At 68.2% G+C, this 17,275-nt stretch carries 18 protein-coding genes, 1 tRNA gene and 1 pseudogene; 11 read left to right on the top strand and 9 right to left on the bottom strand.

Annotated features, from left to right (window positions below; translation table 11 throughout):
* Positions 1–7 precede the first annotated feature (7 nt).
* The 3 genes from MKL11_RS24375 (at position 8) to MKL11_RS24365 (ending at position 1,362) form a co-directional block, all read left to right on the top strand.
* Positions 8–703: a fumarylacetoacetate hydrolase family protein gene (locus tag MKL11_RS24375; RefSeq protein ID WP_243948021.1), complete on the top strand. Its 696-nt coding sequence runs from the start codon at positions 8–10 to the stop codon at positions 701–703.
* Between the two features lie 11 nt (positions 704–714).
* On the top strand, positions 715–1,179 hold the full coding sequence (locus MKL11_RS24370; protein WP_243948019.1) for an NUDIX domain-containing protein: 465 nt from the start codon (positions 715–717) through the stop codon (positions 1,177–1,179).
* A gap of 108 nt (positions 1,180–1,287) precedes the next feature.
* Positions 1,288–1,362 (top strand) — tRNA-Gly (locus MKL11_RS24365).
* Positions 1,363–2,382: 1,020 nt separating this feature from the next.
* Here the strand turns inward: MKL11_RS24365 and MKL11_RS24360 are convergent.
* Positions 2,383–3,111, bottom strand: a complete 729-nt coding sequence (locus MKL11_RS24360; RefSeq protein ID WP_243948017.1) for a BON domain-containing protein — start codon at positions 3,109–3,111, stop codon at positions 2,383–2,385.
* Between the two features lie 161 nt (positions 3,112–3,272).
* Here MKL11_RS24360 and MKL11_RS24355 point away from each other — a divergent pair, with 161 nt between their 5' ends.
* The gene (locus MKL11_RS24355; RefSeq protein ID WP_243948015.1) at positions 3,273–3,686 is read left to right on the top strand and encodes a hypothetical protein; all 414 of its coding nucleotides are present in this window, start codon (positions 3,273–3,275) and stop codon (positions 3,684–3,686) included.
* Positions 3,687–3,911: 225 nt separating this feature from the next.
* Here the strand turns inward: MKL11_RS24355 and MKL11_RS24350 are convergent.
* Positions 3,912–5,141 (bottom strand): annotated as a pseudogene (locus tag MKL11_RS24350) (NRAMP family divalent metal transporter).
* Positions 5,142–5,548: 407 nt separating this feature from the next.
* Between MKL11_RS24350 and MKL11_RS24345 the strand changes: the two are divergent.
* Positions 5,549–6,979 carry a carbohydrate porin gene (locus tag MKL11_RS24345; RefSeq protein ID WP_409565908.1) on the top strand — a complete coding sequence of 477 codons (1,431 nt, stop codon included), beginning with the start codon at positions 5,549–5,551 and terminating at the stop codon, positions 6,977–6,979.
* A gap of 173 nt (positions 6,980–7,152) precedes the next feature.
* Here the strand turns inward: MKL11_RS24345 and MKL11_RS24340 are convergent, their stop codons facing one another.
* The 3 genes from MKL11_RS24340 to MKL11_RS24330 all read right to left on the bottom strand — a co-directional run bounded on the left by MKL11_RS24340 (position 7,153) and on the right by MKL11_RS24330 (position 9,225).
* Positions 7,153–7,791 (bottom strand): GlcG/HbpS family heme-binding protein, encoded by a 639-nt coding sequence (locus MKL11_RS24340; RefSeq protein ID WP_243948011.1) that lies wholly within the window; start codon positions 7,789–7,791, stop codon positions 7,153–7,155.
* A complete protein-coding gene (locus MKL11_RS24335) occupies positions 7,791–8,501 on the bottom strand; it encodes a hypothetical protein (protein ID WP_243948010.1) in 711 nt (236 codons plus the stop codon). The genes MKL11_RS24340 and MKL11_RS24335 overlap by 1 nt, the downstream gene beginning before the upstream one ends.
* Positions 8,502–8,577: 76 nt before the next feature.
* Entirely contained in the window at positions 8,578–9,225 is a 648-nt protein-coding gene (locus MKL11_RS24330; protein WP_243948009.1) for a BON domain-containing protein, read from the bottom strand.
* A gap of 268 nt (positions 9,226–9,493) precedes the next feature.
* Here MKL11_RS24330 and MKL11_RS24325 point away from each other — a divergent pair, with 268 nt between their 5' ends.
* Entirely contained in the window at positions 9,494–9,751 is a 258-nt protein-coding gene (locus MKL11_RS24325; protein WP_243948008.1) for a hypothetical protein, read from the top strand.
* Between the two features lie 19 nt (positions 9,752–9,770).
* On the opposite strand, the gene MKL11_RS24320 is transcribed toward MKL11_RS24325, so the two are convergent.
* From MKL11_RS24320 to MKL11_RS24305, 4 genes are all read right to left on the bottom strand, one after another.
* Positions 9,771–10,508, bottom strand: coding sequence for a helix-turn-helix domain-containing protein (locus MKL11_RS24320; RefSeq protein WP_243948007.1), 738 nt, complete (start codon positions 10,506–10,508; stop codon positions 9,771–9,773).
* 57 nt (positions 10,509–10,565) lie between these two features.
* Positions 10,566–10,784 carry a hypothetical protein gene (locus MKL11_RS24315; RefSeq protein WP_243948006.1) on the bottom strand — a complete coding sequence of 73 codons (219 nt, stop codon included), beginning with the start codon at positions 10,782–10,784 and terminating at the stop codon, positions 10,566–10,568.
* Positions 10,785–10,922: 138 nt separating this feature from the next.
* Positions 10,923–12,071 carry a sensor histidine kinase gene (locus tag MKL11_RS24310; RefSeq protein ID WP_243948005.1) on the bottom strand — a complete coding sequence of 383 codons (1,149 nt, stop codon included), beginning with the start codon at positions 12,069–12,071 and terminating at the stop codon, positions 10,923–10,925.
* A 13-nt stretch (positions 12,072–12,084) separates the two neighbouring features.
* Positions 12,085–12,645 carry an OsmC family protein gene (locus tag MKL11_RS24305; RefSeq protein WP_243948003.1) on the bottom strand — a complete coding sequence of 187 codons (561 nt, stop codon included), beginning with the start codon at positions 12,643–12,645 and terminating at the stop codon, positions 12,085–12,087.
* Between the two features lie 159 nt (positions 12,646–12,804).
* Here MKL11_RS24305 and MKL11_RS24300 point away from each other — a divergent pair, with 159 nt between their 5' ends.
* The 5 genes from MKL11_RS24300 (at position 12,805) to MKL11_RS24280 (ending at position 16,509) form a co-directional block, all read left to right on the top strand.
* The gene (locus MKL11_RS24300; protein WP_243948001.1) at positions 12,805–13,734 is read left to right on the top strand and encodes a LysR family transcriptional regulator; all 930 of its coding nucleotides are present in this window, start codon (positions 12,805–12,807) and stop codon (positions 13,732–13,734) included.
* Between the two features lie 287 nt (positions 13,735–14,021).
* Positions 14,022–14,552 (top strand): BON domain-containing protein, encoded by a 531-nt coding sequence (locus tag MKL11_RS24295; protein WP_243948000.1) that lies wholly within the window; start codon positions 14,022–14,024, stop codon positions 14,550–14,552.
* A gap of 160 nt (positions 14,553–14,712) precedes the next feature.
* Positions 14,713–15,582 carry a PRC-barrel domain-containing protein gene (locus MKL11_RS24290; RefSeq protein WP_243947999.1) on the top strand — a complete coding sequence of 290 codons (870 nt, stop codon included), beginning with the start codon at positions 14,713–14,715 and terminating at the stop codon, positions 15,580–15,582.
* Positions 15,583–15,644: 62 nt separating this feature from the next.
* Positions 15,645–16,214, top strand: coding sequence for a hypothetical protein (locus MKL11_RS24285; RefSeq protein ID WP_243947998.1), 570 nt, complete (start codon positions 15,645–15,647; stop codon positions 16,212–16,214).
* 49 nt (positions 16,215–16,263) lie between these two features.
* Positions 16,264–16,509, top strand: coding sequence for a hypothetical protein (locus tag MKL11_RS24280; protein WP_243947997.1), 246 nt, complete (start codon positions 16,264–16,266; stop codon positions 16,507–16,509).
* Positions 16,510–17,275: the final 766 nt, after the last annotated feature.

Below are 17,275 nucleotides of genomic sequence, written 5' to 3'. Positions count from 1 at the left end.
GGTTGCGATGCTTTCCGCCATCCAGAACCCGCCCCGCATTGCCCTGCCGATCGCCGGCAGCAGCGACTTGTTCCCGATACGCCGCGTCTACTGCGTCGGGCGCAACTACGCCGCCCATGCCCGCGAGATGGGCGCCGACCCGGATCGCGAGCCGCCGTTCTTCTTCATGAAACCGGCCGACGCCCTGCAGATCGTCGGCGCCGAGCCCACGCCGCACACCTACCCGCCCCAGACCGAAAACTACCATTTCGAGGTCGAGCTGGTGGCCGCGCTCGCTGGCGGCGGCAGCGACATCCCGGTGGAGTCGGCCCTCGACCAGGTCTACGGCTACGCGATCGGCCTCGACATGACGCGGCGCGATCTCCAGGACGAGGCCAAGAAACTGTCGCGGCCCTGGGACCTCGGCAAGGCGGCCGACGGCTCCGGCCCGATCGGCGCCCTGTTTCCGGCCTCGGCGATCGGCCATCCGGCCAAGGGGTCGATCACCCTCGCGGTGAACGGCGAGACCCGCCAGAGGGGCGATCTCGCCGACATGATCTGGTCGGTGGCCGAGCAGGTCGCCTACCTGTCGCGCTATTTCACCTTGCAGCCGGGCGACCTGATCTTCACCGGCACGCCCTCCGGTGTCGGCCCGGTGAAGCGCGGCGAGCGCATGGTCGCGGCAATCGCCGGCCTGGGTGAGATCACCCTCGACGTCGTCTGATCGCGCCAGACATGCTCCTCGACCGGCCGTTTCTGCGGCGCTTGTTCCACCTCGGGGCGCTCGCATCCCGGGGCATGACGCTGGGCGTGCGCGGCGTCGCCCTCGACCCGCACGGCCGGGTCGCCCTGGTCCGCCACACCTATGTCAGCGGCTGGCACCTGCCCGGCGGCGGCGTCGAGCGCAGCGAGACCGCCATCGCCGCCATGGAGCGCGAGTTCCGCGAGGAGGCGGAGATCGTCCCGGAAGCGCCGTTGCGCCTGCACGGGCTCTACCGGAACGCCGGGGCGGCGCCCCGTGACCATGTCGCGGTGTTCGTGCTGCCGGCCTTCGCGGTGCTGCGGGCCAAGACCCCCGATCGCGAGATCGCCGCCTTCGGGTTCTTCCCGGCCGACGCGCTCCCCGACGGCACCACCCGGGCGACCGTGGCCCGGCTCCGGGAGATCCGCCGGGGGCTCCCACCAGACCCGGACTGGTGAATCGACACGAACCGCAAAAGAGGTGCTTGCGTCGCCCGGCGGAATGGTGTTTAGAGAGCGCCGCCGGGGGCCGCCGGCACGGAAGTCCAGGCGGCCAGGCACTAGTGAGCGGGTGTAGCTCAGGGGTAGAGCACAACCTTGCCAAGGTTGGGGTCGAGGGTTCGAATCCCTTCGCCCGCTCCAGTTTTCTAAGACATATCAGAATTATCCTGCGACCGCCGGGTGCGAAGGCACTTGGCGTTGTCGCCTTGGTCACCATCGGGTCATCACCGTTGCGCCTGTTCGAAAGAGGCGTGTTCCCTGGTGACCGCTGCCTCGCCGCTTCACGTCGCTGATCTCGACATCCAGCGGCCTGTCGAGATCAAACGCCGCCTGCGCATATCGACCGACGTCAATGTTGTGCTGTCCGGTAGCGCCGCTTCGATCGCCGACGAGAGAACGGAAAGCGATTCGGAGACTGTTCCTCGGCGAAGTTGCGGCTCTTCCCAAACAAGGTTGTGCGACGTCGCCAACATATTGCAGCGGATGTCGAGTCCGCGACGGGGATGGCTTGGTTTCCGTAGCTCCTGCTGAGCCGCAGCACAGTTGCGCGGTTGGCCGGCATTCTCAGCTCATTTAGCAAACGCGCACCGCCCGCGCCGTCGCGTCGGGATGACGAGGCGGTCCGGATCCTGCTCGACGATGCGCTCGATGCGCCACTCGGCGATGGCGACGGGACTGTACATGCCTTCCACGGTGCGGAGCGCCGTTCACGCGATCACCGGCTCACGTCAATCCGCCACCTGATTCACGTAAAGTGAGCACCAGCCACAAACTGGGGCAATGCCGGTGCTGGGCATCACGCACTAGAGCACTCGCCGCCGAAGTGGATACCGGTTCGGCGTAAGCGAGCGCGTTACATCAAAGACTTAGAGCCGTTCCCCGTCGCAACGCGATCGGGAACGGTTCTAAAGCCGCGCCGACCCGGAGGTCGTGCTGCGCGGCTTCAACGCTGCCGAGAACGATCGCCGCCAGCGCGTGCTCAACGGTCTCGCGCCCGAGATCGCGCGTCGGCAGTGTCTAGACGCTGATCCCGCATCGGCCAACTCAACCTGCAGACCACCATTCCAAGCGTCAACGACCGCGCACTTCGTGTCGTCGCCGATGCCAAGGAGGTGTCGAATCCCGACACGAGCATGGATCGTCCGGCAGGGCGCGCTTCCGTCAGACGACGCTGATGCGGTTGTCGACCGCGGTCGTGCCCGGGGAGGCCCAGGCCGCCCCCACCGCCGCGCGCCGCTCCTGCATGGTGCGCACCGTCCCGCCGAGATGGACCATCCCGCCGTCGGCCGTGACGGTGACGGTCGCGGGATCGAACAGCCACGACCGGTCGAGCGCCTCGCTGATGTTCGCGCTCACGTCGGCGACGTCGACCTGGGGCAGGACGGTGATCCGATTGTCCACCGCCACCACGCCGGAGAGATGACGCAGCTCCCGCTCGGCGGCCTCGGACTGGAAGTGGCGGTCGACCGCGCCGGTCAGGGTGATGATGCCCTTCGACACCGTCAGGGAGATCCGGTCCGGCGGCACGGCCACGTTCCAGGCGAGGCGTGAGACGGCGGTCGCCGCGATCTCCTCGTCCGACCGCTTGAGGGCGAATGGTACGCGGACCTCGATCTCCTGGACGATGGCCCTCACGCCCCGCACGCGATGGGCGGCGGCCTCGGCGGCGAGCTTCTCGTCATAGTTCCCGACCTGGCCGGTCAGCGCGACGACACCGTCCTTGGCTGTGACGCCGATCTCCGATGAGGTCACCGCCGGGTCCCAGATGAGTTCGGCCGTGACGCGATGCTGCAAGCTGGTGTCGTGGGACATCATGGTCTCCTTGGCGATGCAAGATGGCCCGGCGACCGCGAACTCTTCGCGGACGGGGATGCGAGCCGCCCCGGTCAAGAGGGGATTTTCCGGTATTCGGCGAACCTAGGGGCTGGCGAAGGCGAGGTCTTTGATCCACCGCAAAGGAAATTCCGGTCCAGGATCTACGGTGAGGGCCACGCCCATAGGGTCGACGCGAGCCTCACGCCCGCTCAGGCCATGGCGAGAAGGAAACCGAGATGGTCTGTCCCCGCGCGGTCGAAGCCTTGACCTTGCAGCAACGACGCCTCACCGAATTGATCCGTAAGATGGACAACGGGCGGTGGTGGTCCGAGGATCAGGCCTGCCGGATCGACGAGCACGAGGTCTGCCAGCAGGCCGACGTGATCGGCAAAGCCCTGGACGTCGCCGAGCGTCTGGCCGCTGAGATGGCCGCGGAGGATGGCACCGGCACCGGCTCGCAGCTTGCCCCGAAGGTGAGGCAGGCCGCACCGGTCCCGGTCCATCACGCTTCCGAGAGCCCCGCGATCCCGGAGGATCTGGGGCCGTTCTCTCCGGGCCCAGTCGATCCGCATCCGGACGTGATCCACGAGGCCGGCGGATACGACCAACGGGCCTGGGGCTTGTCCGGCCGAGACCCGAAGCTGGCCTGACGATCCCCCCTTCCCGGTCTCACGGACTTGGGCGCGACGTCTCGATCCCGACACGGCGATCGGGAAGCTCGATCTGGACAGTCGACGATCCGGAAGCCTCGACGCGTCCGCGCATCTCGGTTCGGCCGCGGCGGGCGGTGGTGTCAGGCCTGTTTCCTGGGACGTTCCGCCGAAATCGATGCAGCGAGGACGGGGGGCGGCCGGAACGTGCAGGACGGGGCATCTTCATAGGACGAAGAAGCCGACGCTGGCGACGACCATGATCGCGGTGGCCAGCCAGCCACCGACGCGCATCGGCGTCGACAGGGTCAGACGTCCCATGATGCGGCCGTTGCCGGCGACCAGCATCACCGTGGCCATGACCGGGGCGGCGAGGATGCCGTTGACGACGGCGGCCCAGTACAGAGCCCTGACCGGATCGAGCGCGGTGAAGTTGAGGCCGACTCCGGCCAGGGTCGCCACCGAGAGCGTCGCGTAGAAGGCCTTGGCCTGCCTCAGGCGGCGGTCGAGGCCCCCGCTCCACTGGAAGGCTTCCGAGATTGCATAGGCGGCCGATCCCGCCAGCACCGGCACCGCGAGCAGGCCCGTCCCAACGATGCCGGCACCGAAGAGTGCGAAGGTGAAGACACCGGCGATCGGCCTGAGGGCTTCGGCCGCCTGCGCCTAGGTCTGGATGTCCGTGACCCCGTTCGCGTGCAGCGTGGCGGCGGTCGCGTAGATGATGAAGATGGCGATGACGTTCGAGACGCCCATCCCGACCACCGTATCGGTCCGGATACGGAGGAATTGGGTGCCCGAGTCCCGCGGTGTGCGGCAGAGCGGACGGGCTCCGCGCCTGCTCAGATCCTCGACCTCCAGCGCCGATTGCCAGAAGAACAGGTAAGGGCTGATCGTGGTCCCGAGGACCGCCACCAGCGCCGTCGCGTGGACGGTATCGAAGCGCAGATGCGGGACGAAGGTGGCGAGCAGCGCCTCGTCCCACGGGACGCGCACGGAGAACACCACGGCGACGTAGGCGAAAAGGGACAGCGTCAGCCATTTGAGCAGCCCGGCATAGGCGGCGTAGGGGATGAAGATCTCGGCGACGACGCACAGGATGCCGAATCCGACGGTGTAGAGCCTCGGATTACCGCCCAGGAGCAGGGTGAGCGCCGCGCCCATGGCCCCGAGATCCGCACCGAGATTGACGACGTTCGCCACGAGCAGCAGCGCCACGACGGCGCGCACGAGCCAGGACGGATAGTGCCGGCGCAGGTTCGCCGCGATGCCGCGGCCGGTCACGCACCCGATGCGCCCGCTGATTTCCTGGATCACGACCATGAACGGCAAGCTGAACAGCATGGTCCAGGCCAGGCCGTAACCGAACTGCGCGCCGACCTGGGAATAGGTCGCGATGCCGCTCGGGTCGTCATCGGCAGCCCCGGTGATCAGGCCGGGTCCGAGACGTCGGACCATGCCGATGGCGGACACTGAGGCAGGAGGCGAACTGATGCCGTCATCGGGCAACGTCGTCATCCGACCGATCCGACGTGCCGCGTGTGACGGGCCCTGTACGGTTTAGAGGGATCGGACACGTCCCGGAGGTTGGCGAGCGCCTCGCGTTCGAGGCAGGGGGGGCCTGGCATTCGGATGTTCCTTTGGTCTCGTCCGAAAAGCTTCCATGCCGTAGGGTGCCGGGCCCTTACCGACGTGCGGGCCGGCAGCGAGCGTGCATGCTTGGGAAACGGGACATCGGTTCGGGGCACGCCCTCGACGTGGCGGCCGGCGGTACCCCGGGCCCGAGCCGCGTCGGGTCCGCAGGTACGGAACAAGGTCCGAGGCGGTTGGGACGCCTGATCCGGACGGCATGCGCCGTCTCCGTCCTGTGCGGTGTCGTTCCCTCCGGCGGCCGGGCCCAAGGTTTGAACACCGGTGCAGGCGGTGACCCGCGCACGTCGGTCGCCCAGCCGGAGGTTTCGGGCAAGCCCTCGGCCGTCGCCACGACCTCGATCCAGTCGTCCCTGGGGATAGCCGGAGACCCGACCGGCCTGCGCCGATTCCTCTCGGATCACGGCATCATCTACAGCTTCAATGCCATCGCGGACATCTTGGGCGACACGAGCGGCGGCACCCGTCGGACCGCCACCGTCATCGGACGCCTCGACATGCAGCTCGACGCCGACCTCGACAGGCTCGCCGGCTGGGGCGGCGCCGCGTTCCGGGTCGAGGCCTACCAGATCAACGGGGCGGGACTGAGCAGGGCCGCCGTCAGCGACCTCGCCGTGGTGAGCGAACTGGAGGCCCTTCCCGCGACCCGCCTCTATGAGCTGTGGGTCGAGCAGCAACTCCTCGACAACCAATTGGCGATCAAGATCGGCCAGGTCGCGGCCGATACCGAGTTCCTCGTCAGCCAGACCGCGACGCTGTTCATCAATTCCACGTTCGGGTGGCCGACGATCGCGGGAACGAATCTGCCCAGCGGCGGACCGGCCTACCCGTTCGGCGCGCCGGCGATCCGGGTGAAATACCTCCCGAACGCGAACCTCTCGTTCCAGGTCGGCCTGTTCGACGGCGATCCTGCCGGTCCGGCGCGCGCCTGGAACGACCCGGATCCGCAACGGCGCGACCGGACCGGAACGAATTTCCGGCTGGACGACCCGCCGTTCCTGATCGCGGAGGCGGCCTACGCCTACAACTTCGCGAGCCGGGGCCGGAATGGCGCGCTCCTGGACGAGCCCGGGACGATCACGGTCGGTGGCTGGCACCATTTCGGGCGCTTCGATTCGCTGCGGATCGACAATACCGGCCGTTCGCTCGCGGATCCCGCGTCGAGCGGCGTCGCCCGCAGGTTCCGGGGGAACGATGGTCTCTACGGCATGATCGACCAGACCGTGTATCGGGAGCCGGACAAGGACGACGAGGGCGCCAGCGTGTTCGTGCGCGCCGTGGGCTCGCCCGGCGACCGCAACCTGATCGACCTCTACCTCGACGCGGGCGTCGGCTACCGCGGCCTCCTGCCGAACCGCTCGGACGATACGGTGGGCGTGGCCGTCTCGTTTGCCCGCGTCTCTCCCTCGGCCCGGGGGTTCGACCGGGACACTATCCTGGCGACCGGCAACGCGACGCCGCGCCGCCGATTCGAGGCCCTCGTCGAGGCGACCTACCAGGTCGTGCTCGCGCCCGGCGTCACGGTGCAGCCGAACCTGCAATACATCTTTCACCCGGGTGGTAACGTCGCCGACCCCCGTGATCCGAGCGGACAGAGGATCAGGAACGCCACGATCGTGGGCGCCCGGGCGACCTTGACCTATTGAGCTGCGGCCACGCCGCGCGTGCTTCGGCATGTTGATCCGGGCCCAATCACGGAATCTTTTTCCCGTCCGGATAGACGGCCAGCCTGCAGGCGCCCTGGCGACGCCTCGACGCCGGACCGACGAGTCATCCCTAGTACTGCAACGCTCCCGGCGGGTGTCACGTGTCCGGCAGATCATTCCGGGCCCGATAGGCCCTGCACAGGACGCGGGGATCGACCTGGCCCTGGCGATGCAGTCGTGCCTCGAGGTACGACATCGGACGAAGGAAGCCTCCGAGACGTGTCTCTGTGCTCGGCTTCGCGGCCGCCGATCCAGGGGGCATCGTCGGTCACGACGGGGCGCTCGGTGGAGGAGGCTAGGACACCGTCCGCCGCCGTGTCGGCGGACCGCAAGGCGTAGCTCCCGGCGGTCGCGCAGGCGAGGTCCTGTTCCGAGGATGCATCCCCGAAAACCCCGACGGCGCCGATCAGCGCGCCGTCCCGTCTCAAGGGAACGCCGCCACGTTCGTGGAAGGCCGCTGTCCCTTCAGCCTCGACGAAGGAGGTCCAGACGGCCTCCCCGGGCCTGCGCAGGACCTCGCTCGGCTCGCCCGAGAGCGCCGAGGCCACGGCCTTCCCGATGGCCCCGCGTGCGGTCATGCAGCCCGCGCCGTCCATCTTCGAGAAGGCGACGAGGCGGCCCTGGCCGCCGCAGACGGCGACGCTCACGGCGACCCCGAGGCGACGGGCCTCCGCGATGGCATGCCCGACGACCCCGGAGGCTTCGTCCAGCGTCAGGTCGCCGTCGGGCCGTGTGGAAAGGCTTGCGGTCATCACAGCTCGTCCCGGTTCAGCATCTCGCGTCCCAGCGCCAGCAATTGTCCGTCCGTCGTCGCCGAAAGATCGACGTTCGCGGTTGCGACGACGCGCCCCTGCGTCTCGTGATGGTGCTCGCGGAGGCGCCGCGAGAGAACTGACATCGCGCTGCTCTTGCCGGTGCCGTGGCCGACGATGGCGATGCGCGGCGCATCCCTCACCGACGCGACGATCCCCTCGTAGAAGGCTACGTCCTCCGGGGCGCGCTGACCGCGAAAGGTCCCGCCTTCCTTGTGGGCGAGATGATGGATGTGCCCGCGGGGATCGTACGGCCGCAGGGTGGTCTCGGTCGTGTCACCGATGGTTGCGGGATCGAGGCGATAGATCCGCGCCTCGTGATGGTCGACGACGATCAGGGCGTCGGACTCGAAGGCGGCCGGGGTGGGCGTCAGCAACACCGTGGAATGCGCCGACAGGCCGGCTCCCTGCATCAGGTGCCGCAGCCGCTCGACCTCGCGGGGGTCCATGTCCTTGTGCGGCGGCTGGGGGAAGGTCCACATGCGACCGCCCAGGCGCAGGGTCCAGTTCCCGTCCGGCTTCTCCTGGGTGCTCCCGATCCGGTCGACGAAGGCCACGACCTCCCGCCATTCCAGGTTCTCGCTGGTCGGATGGTTGAAGATCAGGGCCAGGGTGGTCCGGTCGTGGCCGTGTATCCGGGTCTGAATCATCGATCGGGCGCTCCTGAGGGCGGTCGCATCGGGCGATGCGAGGGAACCGCCCAATGCGTCGAGGTTCGGGGCGGCCTCAGACGACGCGAATGTCGTTCTCGACCGTGGTGGCGCCGGGAGCACCCCAGGCTGTCCAACCGGCCATCTGCCGGTCGTACCAAGTGTCCACCGTGCCGGTCAGGTGGACCGTGCCGCCGCTGGCGCTGACGTTGATCGTCTTCGGGTCGTACCAGCTCCGGTGCAGCGCCTTGGTGATATCGGCGCCGATGCTCACCGCGCTGGGCCGCTCCTTGATCGTGATCCAGTTGGAGATGCCGACCACGCCAAGCATGCCGCGAATGTCGTGCTGCGCGGCTTCCTTCTGGAACTGCCAGTCGACCGCGCCGGTGAGGGTCACCCAACCCTTCTCGACCTTGACCTGGACGGCCTTGTCGGGAACCGAGACGTTCCAGTCGAGGCGCTGCAGGAGCGCCACCGCGATCTCGTCATCGTTCCTGCGGGCATGGGTGGGGAGGCGGACCTCGATCTCCTCGGCGACGGCGCGCACGCCCTTGACGCGGCCGGCGGCCCGCTCGGCGGCGTACTTCTCCATGTAGCTCTGCACGTGCCCGGTCAGGGTGACGATGCCGTCCTTTGCGGTGACGCCGATATGCGCGGCGGTGACGCTCGGCTCCCAGTTGAGTTCCGCGAGGACGTTGGTCTGCAAGGTCTTGTCCATGGTCATGGTGCGTTTCCTCGATGGTGGGAGATTTATCCGGCCGCCGCCGTCGCCTGGGCGAGCCGGATCGCGACAGCGAAGACTTCCGGTGCTGGCGACCGCCGATGGCTGTCCCGGCAACGGCTCGTTCCGTCCGTGCCGATGGAGCGAACCCTATTCCCCGGGCCCGTCGCGTCCTTGATCCAGCGCAAAGTCCGTTGGTGGTGTCGCGCGCATGCTGGCCATCACGTGGGGCGGCCGAAACCGGCGTCCCGGGGATGAGGAAGCCCGGACAATGTCAGGAACACGCAAGACCATGCTCGCCGCCCTGGGGGCGTTTCTGGTCGCGACGACGGTCCGGGCGGCGCCCACGGCGGGCGACCAGGCCGGGTCCAACGGCCCGAACATGCCGCATTCGGAGGAGGTCGTACCGGGCGATATCCGCCCACGGGACCCCGTCGACACGGGAACCGTGCAGGCCCCCGGCACGTCCGGCGCGCGGTCTCGCTGGCAGGACATCAAGCGACCGCCGGTGCGCCCCCCGGGCCTTTAGGCGGCCTCGCGCGGGAGGATCAATGCGCCGACATCCGTGCGAGGCGGTCATGGTCCACGAGGCGTACGCCGCCCGGCACGATCAGGATGCAGTGGTCCCGGTCCAACCTGGAGAATGTCCGGCTTACCGTCTCGATGGTCAGGCCGAGATGGTCGGCGATGTCGAGACGCCCCATCGGCAGTTCCAGGGTGACCGAGGACCGCCCGATCCGGACGTATCGCTCCTGCAGTCCCATCAGGAACGTCGCGATCCGCTCGTCCGCGGTCCGCCGCCCGAGCAGCATCATCATGTCCTTGGCCCGGGACAGCTCATGTCCCATGATCTCGTGCAGGTGCATCATCAGGCCGGGCTGCCCGCGAAGCAGGTCCATGAAGGCCAGCCGTTCGAAGCGGCATGCCGTGACTGGCCCAAGGGCGTCGGCGGAGACAGCGAACCGGTCGAGCATGGAAAGCCCGAGGAAGTCCCCGGGGAAGGCGAACCCGGTGACCTGGCGTCGTCCGTCAGGAAGGATGCGGTACAGGCGAAGGGCGCCGGACGTGACGTTGAAGACCGAGACCGCGGGCTCGTCCTGTCCGTAAAGGGTCTGCTTCTGGTCGAGGGCGACGCGACGGCTCAGCGGCTCCAGCGCGTCGCGCTCCGCCAGCGGCAGGTCCGTTGCCAGGCTGATGAGACGGACCTTGTCGACGCCGTCGCACTGGTACGCAGGCGCGACGGCCGGGAAGGGTACGGGCCTGACCGGGATTGAATGGATCGACATGGGCCTGTCCTTCCGGTTCGGTGCGGTCTCGTCGAAGACGTTGTGGGAGACTTCGGCTCAGCTGCCCCTCCAGCGGTCGGTGGCCTGCATCCCCTCCTGCTGCCGAGCGAGATCGGGGAAGGCATCGCGTGCTTCCTCGTCGAGCCGGAAGGCGCACTGCAGGACACCGGCGGCCAACCTGACCGACACGTCGTCCCGGGAACGGCCGTCGCTTGCCCGGTCACGAACGGTCACGACCGATCTGGCGAGATCGGAGTAGGCGTCGGCTTCGAACATCGTCACCTCCCGGTTTGGGCTGCCGACGTTGGGCGTCGCATCGGGACAACGCGCCCGCGACGACACGGAACGGAACCGAATGCGGCGACCGGAGGTGCAGATTTGCAGGGCATGGCGCCCAGGACGCACGCATTGCGGTCAGCCATCCCGGGAAATGCCGTTCAGGGGCGCCTCGGCCGTGAAGTGAATGCCGGCTGCGTGGTACGCGATGTCGGCAGCCCCGCCGATCTCGATGGCCAACGCGCGCTCGATCATGCGGGAGCCGAAGCCCGTCCGGGTCGGCGGAACGACGAGGGGCCCCCCGGACTCCTGCCAGCGGAAGCGCAGCCGGTCCGAGCCGACCCCGTCGAGGATGTTCCACGTCAGCAGGACGCTCCCGTCATCCATGGACAGCGCGCCGTACTTGACCGCGTTGGTGGCTAGTTCGTGCAGCGCCATGGCGAAGGCGAGTGCCACCCGGGACGTCAGGTGCACGGTCGGTCCCTCGGATCTGAACCGATCCGCCTGCTCGGCCCCGAACGGACGCAGGGTCACAGCGACGACGTCGGCGAGGGTCGCGCCCTCCCAGGTGTCGCGGATGAGCACGTCGTGGGCGCCCGCCAGTGCCATGATGCGGGCATCCAGGGTGGCTTCGGCATCCTCAAGCGAGGCGGATGTCCTGAGCGTATGGCGGATGATCGACTGAACCGTCGCGAGGGTGTTCTTGACCCGGTGGGCCAGTTCCTTCGCCAGCAGGTCGCGGTGATCCTCGACGCGCTTGCGGTCGGTGATGTCGAGCGAGATGCCGGCGATGGTCAGGGGCGTGCCGTCCGGTCGGTAGGAGGCGTGTCCCCTTGCATGGATCCAGTGGATCGCGCCGCCCGGGTAGGTGATCCGGAACTCGTGGTCGTATCGGGTCCGCCCCGCGATGGCGTCCGAGACCGCCGCCTTCATGCGTGCCCTGTCATCGGGATGGACCCCCGCGATCCAGGCCTCGTAGGTGAAAGCGGCGTTCGGGTCGCGACCGAAATTCGCCTTGCAGCCCTCCGAGGCGTCGAGCGACATCGTCGCGAGATCGAGGGTCCACGATCCGATGCGACCGGCTTCCTGGGTGAAGCGGAGGCGTTCCTCACTCAGCGCCAAGGCGACCGTATGGGTCTTCGCCTCCGTCACGAGACGGTCGAGGTCCCGCTCGTCGAGCGCTTCCGGATCGGGCCTTGGTCCGAGCGACGGGATCGGTCCCCTTCGTTCTCCCATCCGCCGGACGAAACGGTGTCCCATCGCGAAGAGGAACGAGGTCGCGGTCATGTCCGTCCTCGCTTCAGCCGAGGGTGATGGGTGCGAGGGCGACGTCGAGGTGGACCGGGTTGTGGAGGGTGTTGGCCACCGGTGACCACAGCACCGTGTGCTTGATCAGCGCCGCCAGAGCCTTTCGCGATGCGTCCGCATCAATGCTGACGGAAACCCGGATGACTTCGAATCCGATGGTCTTCGGGCCAAGGTCGCCGCTGCCCCAGACCGAGGTCATGTTGATGTCGGCCTCGACGTTGAGTTCCAGCGAGCGGATCGGGATGCCTTGTGACAGGGCGTTGGCGTGGATGCCGATGGACAAGCACGATCCCAGGGCGGCGAGCAGGGCCTCGGAGGCGTTCGGGGCGGTGCTCTCGCCGAGCAGGCCTTCCGGCTCGTCCTCCATCACCGGCTGCGGTGGCAGGTTCCGGATGTAGTTGAGCTGGTGAAGCCGCCCCTGCGCGACCGTGCGACACCGCAGGGTCCGGACCGCGGTCGGATCGGCCTTCGCCTTGGCCACGACGACGTCGAGCTCGCGCTTGCTCACGAGGGACGGCTTCGGGATGTCGGGCGTGTGGGGTAGCTTAGCCATGCGAAATTCCATTTCTTGATTAGCATCTCATCCCGACCGACTTTCGGGCGGAAATATTTGCTCGATATGCATCTCGTATTTTCTAGTTTAGGCTTTTGGGCCTCCGATGAGGTCACCAAATATGACGACGAGGGCCGCAGAATTGGCGAGGTTCGCCGAATGCTAGACTGGGATGACCTGAGATTTTTCCTGGCCCTGGTGAGGCACGGGAGTCTGTCGGCCGCCGCCCGGGTGCTCCATGTCTCGCAATCGACGGTCGGCCGACGCCTCAACACGTTGGAGGCGACCCTCGCGGTACGCCTGCTGAACCGCACCCCCGAAGGCTACGTGCCGACGCTGGCGGGAGAGGAGGTGCGCGAGAAGGCCGAGCGGCTTGAGGCCGAGGCCCTCGCCCTGGAGCGGGACGTCACCGGTCGCGATACCCGCCTGCGCGGGCTGGTGCGGGTCACCTGCGCCGAGACCATGGCCGCGCACCTGCTGGCACCGAGCTTCGCCAGCCTGCATGCCAGGCATCCCGACATCATGATCGAGCTCATTCCCAACCCACGGGAGCTGAGCTTGGCGATGCGCGAGGCGGACGTCTCCGTGCGGATGAGGCAGCCCGAGCAGCACGACCTCGTGGTGCGGCGCATCGGCGGCATCGCCTTCGGCCTCTACGCCACGTCGGACTACATCTTGGAGCGCGGCGAACTGAACTTCGAGGAGGGCTGCCCTGACCACCACCTCATCACGCAGATGGAGGACAGCCAGGAGATGACGCAGTCGGCCTGGCTGACCGAGATGGCCCCGATGTCCCGTGTCGTCCTGCAGACGAGCAGCCACGAGGCCGCCGTGCTTGCGGCCGCCAACGGCGGGGGGCTGGCCTGCCTGGCCCGGTTCCGCGGCGACGAGGAACCTCGGCTGATCCGCATGGAGGTGCCGACCGAGCCGCCCAGCGCGGACATCCTGCTGCTGGTCCACAAGGACAACCGCGACACGCCGAGGATACGGACGGTGCTGATACACATCACGGAAAGCATCCACGCGCTCGCCCACGTGCTCCAACCCACGGGTTCGAACGAGGAGGACGTTCAAGGCGTGGGCGTCTGACCCGTTCGGCGTCGCGCGACCGATATCGACATTCGCCGCGCCCTTGGCACCAGCGGGGGTTCGCCGGCATGATCTGGTTTGATCCAAATCAAATTTTGACGACAAAAAACTCCACCGCAGTCATCGCCGGATTGATGATCATTGGCATGGCCAGCGGTCGGGTCGTCCTTGCATAGCTAAATCTCATAATTGCTGGGCGCATGTATTGGGCCGGGACGCTAGCTTGCCGTCGAGCAGATCCACCGGCCCACCCGCCGTCCGGATCGCACCGACGAGGGGGAGCCATCATGATCACCGACGAGAGACTGACGCAGGACGTGGCCGCCGAGCTGGCCTGGGACCCGAGCGTGACCGCGACGGATCTCGCCGTGACGGCCAAGGACGGCATTGTCACCCTGACCGGGCGCGTGACCAGCTTCGCCCAGAAGCACGCTGCCGAGGCCGCCGCCCGCCGGGTCAACGGGGTCAAGGCCATCGCCGAGGAGATCGCGGTGGACCTGCCGTTCGAGCATCGGCGCACCGACGAGGACATCGCCGCGGCCGTCCTCAACCGGCTCGACTGGGACGCCGCGATCCTTCCCGATACCATCACGGCCCAGGTGCAGGACGGATGGGTGAGCCTGGACGGGGCCGTCGACTGGAACTTCCAGAAGGACGCCGCGGCCATCGACGTCCGGTCGCTGCTTGGCGTCGTCGGTCTCTCGAACCGGATCACCATCAAGCCGCGCGCCAACGCCCACGACATCGCCCAGGACATCAAGGTCGCGCTGGGGCGCTCCTGGTTCTTCGATCCCAAGCGCGTCGGGATCGATGTCTAGGGCGACCACGTCCGTCTCACGGGCAGCGTCCACACCGAGCACGAGCGCCGGCTCGCCGCCACGACGGCGTGGAGCTCCCCGGGCGTCGGCATCGTCGAGAACGACCTCACCATCGTCTGACGAACGCCCGCGGCCTACCCATCCCACCGAGGAACCTTCCATGCGCCGCCTCATCCGCCCCCTGACGTTCGGGGCCTGCACCGCCCTCGCCCTCGCAAGCCCCCTCCGTGCTGCAGAGGAGCCGAAAGTCGGTCCGCTCACGGAGACGGACGACAAGCCGGCCCAGGTTTGCCTCGACCATCTCAAGGTCTTCGACGCCCGGATGGAGAAGGACGGATACTGGCTCGGCGGATCGGGCTACGGCTACGGCTACCCGCTCGGCGGGTATTGGGCGGGCAGCCTGGGGTCCGACGCCGGCATGGCGATGGGCGCCGCGTCCGCGATGATGCGTTACGCCAGCGCCCGCCCCGGATACGAGGTCCGGGTCCTGCTGGCCGGCGCCGACATCCTGGCACGCCACGGCAGGCAGCAGCCCTGCGAGGACGTGCTGGTCCAGATCCGGGCCAGCTACGATGCCTACAAAACGGACCTGCAGGGCCGCGATCTTCGGGTCGCGAACGCCCTCGGCTTCCGCAAGCAGGAACTCGCGCTCGCCAAGCCGGTCGCGTCGCGCATGACCGCGTTTCGCTCCGACGATCTGCTCGGGAGCGAGGTGCGCACCGCCGGCAACGTCGCGCTCGGCAGCGTCGACGACATCGTCATGGGGCCGGAGGGCGGCAGGATCGCCTACCTCGTCGTCGCCCGGGGCGGCGTGTTCGGCCTCGGCGAGCGTCACATCGCCGTCCCCTGGGACCAGTTCAAGGTCACGCCGAACCTGAACATCCTCGTCCTCGACACGAGCAAAGAAGGCATGGACCAGGCCCCGCGGATCACCGAGGGCCGGTTCACGAAGGCGGAGCCGTTCGCCCAGCAGACCGCGAAGGCGGACGCCTACTGGAGCGCCGCCGCCAAGACCCCAGGGACGGACTGAGCCTCGCCGCATCGACCGGCCAACGGCCGCTGCCTTTCCCCGACAGATGAATGAGATGTCCCATGAGAACGATCACGGTCCTGACGGCGACGGTCCTCGCACTGTCGACGATGACCACGGCAATCGCGCAAACGCCGATGGCACCTTCCGAGGGGGCCGCGGCGACGATGCGGGAGGCTGGGCGCGAGGCGAGCCAAGCCGCCGATGCCGCCCATGAGGCGGCCCGGCTTGCGATGCAGGCCTCGAAGGCGGCGCTGAAGGATGCTCCGAAGCAGTCCTCCGACGCGATCGGGAAACTCGCCACCGACGCCGCGGAGGCCGCCACCCGCGCCGAGACCAAGATCGCCGAAGCCAACCGAGCTGCGGGGGGCGCGGCGAACGCCGCGATGCGCAAGGCTGCCGATTCCGCACGGAAATCCGTCGAGGCGACCCAGCTGGCGGTCCACAAATCCCAAGATGCGGTCGCAGTCTCGATCAGCGCGAACGTGGCGGCGATGCGCCAGGCGGCCTCCGGCGCGCGCGCGTCCATCGTGAGAGCCGCGACGGCCACTGCGAACGCCGCACGCGCCGCCCGCGAGGCTGCCAGGACCACCTGGGGCCGCGAGATGGCTCAGTCGCAGGTCCACAACTGAGACGGCCTGGACGGGACCGTCGGAACGCGCTCTGCGAGGAGATTTGACGATGTCGATGACCGAGATGGAACGAGCCTGCGCGAAGGCTGCCCATCAGCATGAGCGGGCCGCCGCCCATTATCGGCATTCGGCCCGGCACCTCGCCAAGGGCGAGCACACCGCCGCGGTCAAGGAGCGGGACCTCGCCCTGGACCACTCGGAGAAGGCACGGATCGACGAGGTCGTGCTCCGGCCCGACGGCAAGCTGCCCGAAGGACGAAACACGGCCGAGGCAGCCTGGCATTTCATGGGCTGAAGCCCTCGTCCCGCGATGACCGTGCCACGCGTGGCGATGCAACTTCGATCGGATCGACACCTGACACCGGCATCGAACGGATCTTGACGACTCCAGTCTCGGGCTACGGGGCGCGGTCCTTCGAGGATGCGCTGGCGCCCTAACAAATCCCGCGCCCTGACCTGTGCGTCGACGATGTCGCCCTCGACATCCTCTATGGCGGCGTCCGTCGTTCCGAAGTCCATAGCGTCCGCAACGAGGGCGACGGCACCACATATCCGATAGTGCCGGGCCGCAAGATCACGGCCGGCGCCCTGAAACGAGAGAGGGCCCCGGCAACGCCCCAGGGCCTCTCTCTGGTCTCCACCCGAACCGGGCGCGGTCGAGGAAGTCGCCGTCCGTGCGCGCCATCGGCCGGCAGGCCATCCGCGCCTGCGCAGCGCTGCAGCTGGGGCATCCGACCGGCACAGGTCGGCCGCCGGAGCGTCCCGCCCGCCGCGGGTTCAGAGCCGACGACCTCGGGCGATCGTCCGTCTCCAAGAGCCATGAAGAGCCCTGACGCGTCCTGACGCGTCCTGGCACGGGCCCTCGGCGACCTCGGACAGGCTCGGCGGCGATGGCGAGCCGTCCGCGGCCGCGGTCTGGGTCAGAACCTGACCGTGAACGCGCCCCTGGCGGCGTGGTCCTGGGCGCGGGCGCCGATCTGGCCGGTGTAGGACACGCCCAAGGTGGCGGCCGGGGTGAGCAGCACCGCCAGCCCGGCCTCGGCGACCACGGCGTCCCGGTC

Source organism: Methylobacterium sp. J-077 (genome assembly GCF_022829365.1).
In the GTDB taxonomy this organism is placed as follows: Bacteria; Pseudomonadota; Alphaproteobacteria; order Rhizobiales; family Beijerinckiaceae; genus Methylobacterium.
This window is presented reverse-complemented; position numbering and strand designations above follow the sequence as displayed.